This window comes from Moorena sp. SIO4G3, from assembly GCF_010692305.1.
Classification (GTDB): domain Bacteria; phylum Cyanobacteriota; class Cyanobacteriia; order Cyanobacteriales; family Coleofasciculaceae; genus Moorena; species Moorena producens_A.
In genome coordinates this window covers 1-5,437 of sequence record NZ_JAAHIG010000511.1, presented here as the reverse complement: position 1 = coordinate 5,437, position 5,437 = coordinate 1, and the positions used below count along the sequence as shown (strand labels likewise).

Here is a 5,437-nt window from a genome sequence, read left to right as displayed (position 1 = left end):
ATCTCTTAATGGGGTGGGTTTTCACCACCATCCAACAGACAGTTAGAATTTTTGGGATTTTAACCCCGCGATTCCCTGAGTTATACCCCTCCTTTCTCAGGAGGCTCCTACTCAGAACAAGCCGCACCCTACGATTGGATGAGCCTTTCTTTTTCCGATCAACTCGGCGTTGATAAAACTTTAAACGTTTCTCCCCTTTTCTATAGAATCGGGGATTGGGTTCAGAGTGGCCATTGGAATCCGTGTAAAACTCTTTAAGTCCCACGTCTAAGCCAATAATCTCGCCTGTGTGCTCTACTTCTTCTTTCACGTTAATTGCAACGCAAAATTGAACGTAGTACCCATCAGATCGTTTGACTATCCGAACCCGGTTAATTTGCTTCTTGTCGAAGCGCCATAAATCCCAGGTGCCTTTGAGTTTAAGTTTTCCGTTCGCGTAGCGTGACCGAAGGTCAATCCCTTTTTTGTCCGTGAATGTTATCGACTTCTTGTCAGGGGATAATTTCCACCCTGACTTCTTGTATTCGACAGACCGAGTACGTTTCTGGAATCTTGGGAAACCCTTTTTACCTGGGACTTTTTTCTTGCAATTATCGTAAAATCGAACAATCGATGACCGGAGATGAAACCTTAGAATAGTGGAGCCTTTATGGGTGACTGGCTATGGGTAAAAGGGTTAAAACTTTTGTAATAAGGCTCCACTATTCTTACGGTAACTTCTAACCATGCCCTTTCAGATGCAGCCTGACGGGCAGTAGAGTTTAATTCATTGGCAAAAGGGAATTCTTTAGCCAGTATTTTGGAGTACCGGCTAAGGTCACTTTTCCCTGTCCCTTTATTGTCCAGCCACATACGAATGCAGCTATTTCGGATGAATTTGACAGTCCGAATGGCTTCGTCTATAGCTGAATACTGAGACTCTTTACCCTTGGCTTTAAACTCTAGAATTATCATCGAAATTCGACCTCCTTCGACATGTTTTTATTATAGCGATTTTATATAAAAGTGTCGAGTACTAATCGAGATTTTTCTCACGGCGACTAAAGTCGCTACGAGCTTTCATCCCCGGTTTAAAAACACGGGGCTTTCAGCTTTGGGAGTCACGTAAAAGATTCCAGCAGCTGTGGCAGCGCCTTATTGAGATCAAAGGTCTCTTCTCGCATGGTGGTCACTGCCCGACGCACTTCTTGTAAGGATTGGCTGGCCAGCAGTTTGGCCGTGTCTAACGCTGGTTGAAGCTTATTAGAGTTTCGTTCGTAGAGTCGTTGTGCTAATTCTAGCTGCACATCAAGGGAGGTCAAAGTATGCCCCAATGAATCATGAATATCGCGAGCAATGCGGGTGCGTTCTAAATCTGCGGCTAGCAATTCAACTTCCTGAGTTAAGGCTAATGCTCGCTGACGACTCCTGTACTCAGCTACCAAGGTTAAACAAACCAGCGTAATTAGCACACTCAGAGAAATATAGACTATAAGCGGAGGCAAAATCCGTTGCGCAATAAATAATTGGGGAGTCTCTTGAAGGGTTTGTAGGTTTTTTTCAAAGCGAGCTTGCTGCTCTGCAATCGGTTTTGAGAGATCAGTTAGTAAATCATTCGTTAACCGCCACGCCAAACCTACATGCAAGGTAATCCCGACTAAAACAACCGTGATGATCACATCCCGACGACGCAACAGAAAACAGCTTTTGGCTAAGTATAGAAAGAGAAAGAGACCGAGACCGGCATCACTAAAGATTATTGTCAGCAACACACAGGAAATTTCGGCAAAGACATAAACTCGTCGCTGCCACATGGGGCGACGGATTGGAAAGAAAAAGCTCAGAATGGCCAAAACTCCCAATAAACAAAAGCTTATTAGGTACTCACTGCCCTTGGTCTCGTCGGGCAATGATTTATTCAGGACGGGAAACAGCAATAGCAGGATGGTCATGATCAAACATGCCCATTCCAGATAGCGCAGGATTTTAGGAATTGAAGGATTAATGGTGGAAACCTGAGGAGTTGTCCGAGCTGACATCAGCTTACCCAATGCTTATAACTGCTTCTACAGCTTATGAAACTTATGGATAAATTTCCATGACAAACGTCATGTATCCATATGACCTTTCGCTATAGTCAGTTTGAAATGGCCTGTTTAATATTGAATTATAAGCAACTATTCAGAGGATACGGTTTGTCATGAAACAATTTAAATTTGGTGCAGGTTTGATGATGTCTATTAGTTTGATGGGTTTTAGCCTTGGCAATCCACCGCTGCCGCTAACGGCAAAAACTGCTAGCGCTGCTGAAAGTCAGACCGCTCTACCACCGTTACTTCAGCGGGAACTATTCTTTGGCGATCCAGAGATTACGGGTGCCCAGCTTTCCCCCGACGGTCAGTTTCTGGCCTTTCAAAAACCTCTAGACGGCGTGATCAATGTGTGGGTTAAGGGCATCGATGAACCGATGGAAGCTGCTCGTCCAGTCACGGCTGATGCTGAAAGCCCGATCATGATTTACTTTTGGAGCGCCGATGGTCGTTACATTCTCTACGGCCAGGATAAAGGGGGCAATGAGAATTTTCACATTTATGCGGTTGAAGCTAAATCTTTAGGTGAGACTAGCCCGGTAACCCGCGATTTAACCCCTGTAGAGGGGATTACGGCCAGGATCTATAGCGTTCCTAAACGGACTCCCAACCACATCATTATCGGTCTTAACGAGCGCAATCCCCAGTTTCATGATGTCTATCGTTTGGATGTGACAACAGGCGAGCGGACGCTGCTGATTCAAAATGACGAGAATATTGCCCTCTGGACAACCGATTTAGACGGTAATGTGCGCATCGGCTATCGCCAAAGCCTGGAAGGGGGGCATGAGATTCTGGCGGTGCAAAAAGATGGATTAACACCTGTTTACACCTGTCGAATTGAAGAAACCTGTCGTCCCATTCGCTTTCATAAAGATGGCCAACGGGTGTATCTGATCAGCAATCGGGATGGGAATTTAATCCAGTTAGAGCTGCTCGATCTTGAGAGCCAGCAGAGTCAGGTCGTGGAAGTTGATCCTGAAAACCAGGTGGATTTTGCCGCTGCAGTCTTTTCAGAAGCGACTGATGAGTTGATTGCTACCTCCTATATTGGCGATCGCATCCGCATCTATCCTCAAAACGACAAGATAGTGGCTGATCTAGCCTTTCTTCAGCAACAGCTGCCCGACGTTGATATTGTGTTGCAATCCCTTACCCAGGATGATCGCTTTGCCTTGATTGGAACCCGGAGCGATGTGAATCCCGGGTCTACTTATCTATTTGATCGTAGTACTCAAACCCTGGAAAAACTCTACGATGATCGGCCAGAGCTGCCCAACGAACATTTGGCCACCATGCAGCCGATCCGCTATACAGCCCGTGATGGTCTAGAGATTCCAGCCTACCTGACCCTGCCCCAGGGGGTAGACCCAGTGAACCTACCGGTGATTGTCATGCCCCACGGTGGACCTTGGGCACGAGATATGTGGGGGTACAATCCGTTTACCCAGTTTCTCGCTAATCGCGGTTACGCCATTCTGCAACCCAACTTTCGAGGGTCTACTGGCTATGGTAAAGCCTTTCTCAATGCCGGTAACAATAAATGGGGCACGGGTGCAATGCAGCATGACCTGACGGATGGCGTGCAGTATCTGATTGATGCAGGGATTGCCGATCCCGAGCGTGTGGGAATTTTTGGTGGCTCCTATGGAGGCTATGCCACCCTAGCTGGTTTGGCATTTACACCAAATATCTATGCCGTTGGCGTATCCGATGTGGGGCCATCGAACCTGATTACCTTGCTCAAGTCAATTCCCCCCTATTGGGAATCGATGAAGGCTACCTTTGCTCTGCGGCTGGGAGATCCGGATGATCCGAGCGATCGCACCCGTCTAGAAACCCAGTCACCCCTGTTTTCCGCCGACCAAATTCAAGCCCCACTAATGGTAATTCAGGGAGCCAACGATCCCCGGGTTAAGCAAGCGGAATCGGACCAAATTGTGGCCGCATTGCGAGATTTAGGGCGACCGGTGGAATATCTGATAGCCCCCGATGAAGGCCATGGTTTCCGTAAGGAGATCAACTCGCTGGCCATGACAGCTGCATTAGAGAAGTTTTTAGCTGAACATTTAGGCGGACGTTACCAGGCCGAGATGTCTTCAGAGGTACAGGCTCAACTAGAAAAATTAACTGTTGATATTGACACTGTCACAGTTAATTAATCCGGTGAGCCCGAGATTGTTGAACTTGACCCAGCAATTTACAAGCGCTGGGAACCTACCAATTACTCCCTAATATGCAGATCGCTATTCGAGTCGAGGAACAACAACTACTTGCCCAAGCCACAGGGCAGGAAGCGTTTACCCTTTACCCTGTTTCAGAAAGTGACAGCTCCCACACTGACTCTTTGAGTTCAGTGTGGGCTTCCCAGCCAATCCAGCTATTGCTTAGGAGGCGCTGGGCTTTAAGAACGGACTGCCCTGCCGCTCTGTTTTTTTGGTCTTTTGTTTAATAATGTTTGACCAACTTTCCAGCATTTATGGCCTTTGGCCACGCTACGCGAACGGCTTTGAAAGTCAGTATTATGAGTATAACACATCGATTGGTCTTTTGTGAAAGACTCTGTGGAAAATTTATCCCACATCTCAATGCGCAGCATGAGTGTGGGATGAATTTTGCCAGAAACTAAATTCTTGGCTCAGGTTGCAGATATCACGATTCAATTCAATTTCTCAGCAGATGAAACGGTTAACGGACTAACACTTTATCAAGCGGGTCAGGAATTGATTGCATCCAAGGTGAATTAATTTAATAGATTGAGATTGGGGGCACACTGCTGTGTGTCCCGTGGAAAATTGCTGACGATACTAACGAGGAGCCTCTAGTTATGGAAACAGAAACCACTCAACCTACTGCAAGACAAGTATTAACTCAGGCGGCAGCAGGTGCGGCTGCCGGATTACTGGCGGGCATCGCTATCATGTCTATCTATCGATGGCTTTGGCATGTAGAGATATCTTTGAATACAATAATGCTTTTAAGCATAGGCTTCTCCATTTACTGTGGAGTGTTATCAGCTTGGCTAGGGAAAAGATTCTGGAATTTACTCGGTACTTTTCTCAGCCATATCAGCTGATAGTTGGTTTGGGGCAAGGCCTGGGGTGTGGGGTGACCGGGTGTGGGGTGACCGGGTGACCGGGTGTGGGGTAGGCTGTTCACTTTGTGCGATGGCCATAGCTTAAACTTCATGCACAAATTGTCTGATAGTATGATAAGCGTGCATCTCTTGCTAGATATCCATTCTGGGCGTTATCGCCGTACGCGTTCGCTAGCCAACGCCCTTCGGGCTAATCGCAAAGCGTGAGCAAAGCTCAATCCTGGTGTGAACGATCTCCCCCTAAAAAGACTCATAATAAACAGCCTAGGCA

General features: G+C 46.9%; 3 protein-coding genes and 2 pseudogenes. 2 read left to right on the top strand and 3 right to left on the bottom strand.

Translation table 11 applies throughout. The features are described from left to right. Positions 1 to 127: 127 nt before the first annotated feature. The 3 genes and pseudogenes from F6J99_RS41510 to F6J99_RS41500 form a co-directional block, all read right to left on the bottom strand. Positions 128 to 616, bottom strand: a pseudogene (locus F6J99_RS41510) (transposase); the annotation flags it as partial. Positions 617 to 723: 107 nt separating this feature from the next. Next, positions 724 to 954 (bottom strand): annotated as a pseudogene (locus F6J99_RS41505) (RNA-guided endonuclease TnpB family protein); the annotation flags it as partial. Positions 955 to 1,100: 146 nt separating this feature from the next. Further along, positions 1,101 to 2,018 (bottom strand): histidine kinase dimerization/phosphoacceptor domain-containing protein, encoded by a 918-nt coding sequence (locus tag F6J99_RS41500; protein WP_293122371.1) that lies wholly within the window; start codon positions 2,016 to 2,018, stop codon positions 1,101 to 1,103. 161 nt (positions 2,019 to 2,179) lie between these two features. Here F6J99_RS41500 and F6J99_RS41495 point away from each other — a divergent pair, with 161 nt between their 5' ends. Further along, the gene (locus F6J99_RS41495; protein ID WP_293122368.1) at positions 2,180 to 4,231 is read left to right on the top strand and encodes a S9 family peptidase; all 2,052 of its coding nucleotides are present in this window, start codon (positions 2,180 to 2,182) and stop codon (positions 4,229 to 4,231) included. Positions 4,232 to 4,896: 665 nt separating this feature from the next. Then, positions 4,897 to 5,145, top strand: coding sequence for a hypothetical protein (locus tag F6J99_RS41490; RefSeq protein ID WP_293122365.1), 249 nt, complete (start codon positions 4,897 to 4,899; stop codon positions 5,143 to 5,145). Positions 5,146 to 5,437 lie beyond the last annotated feature (292 nt).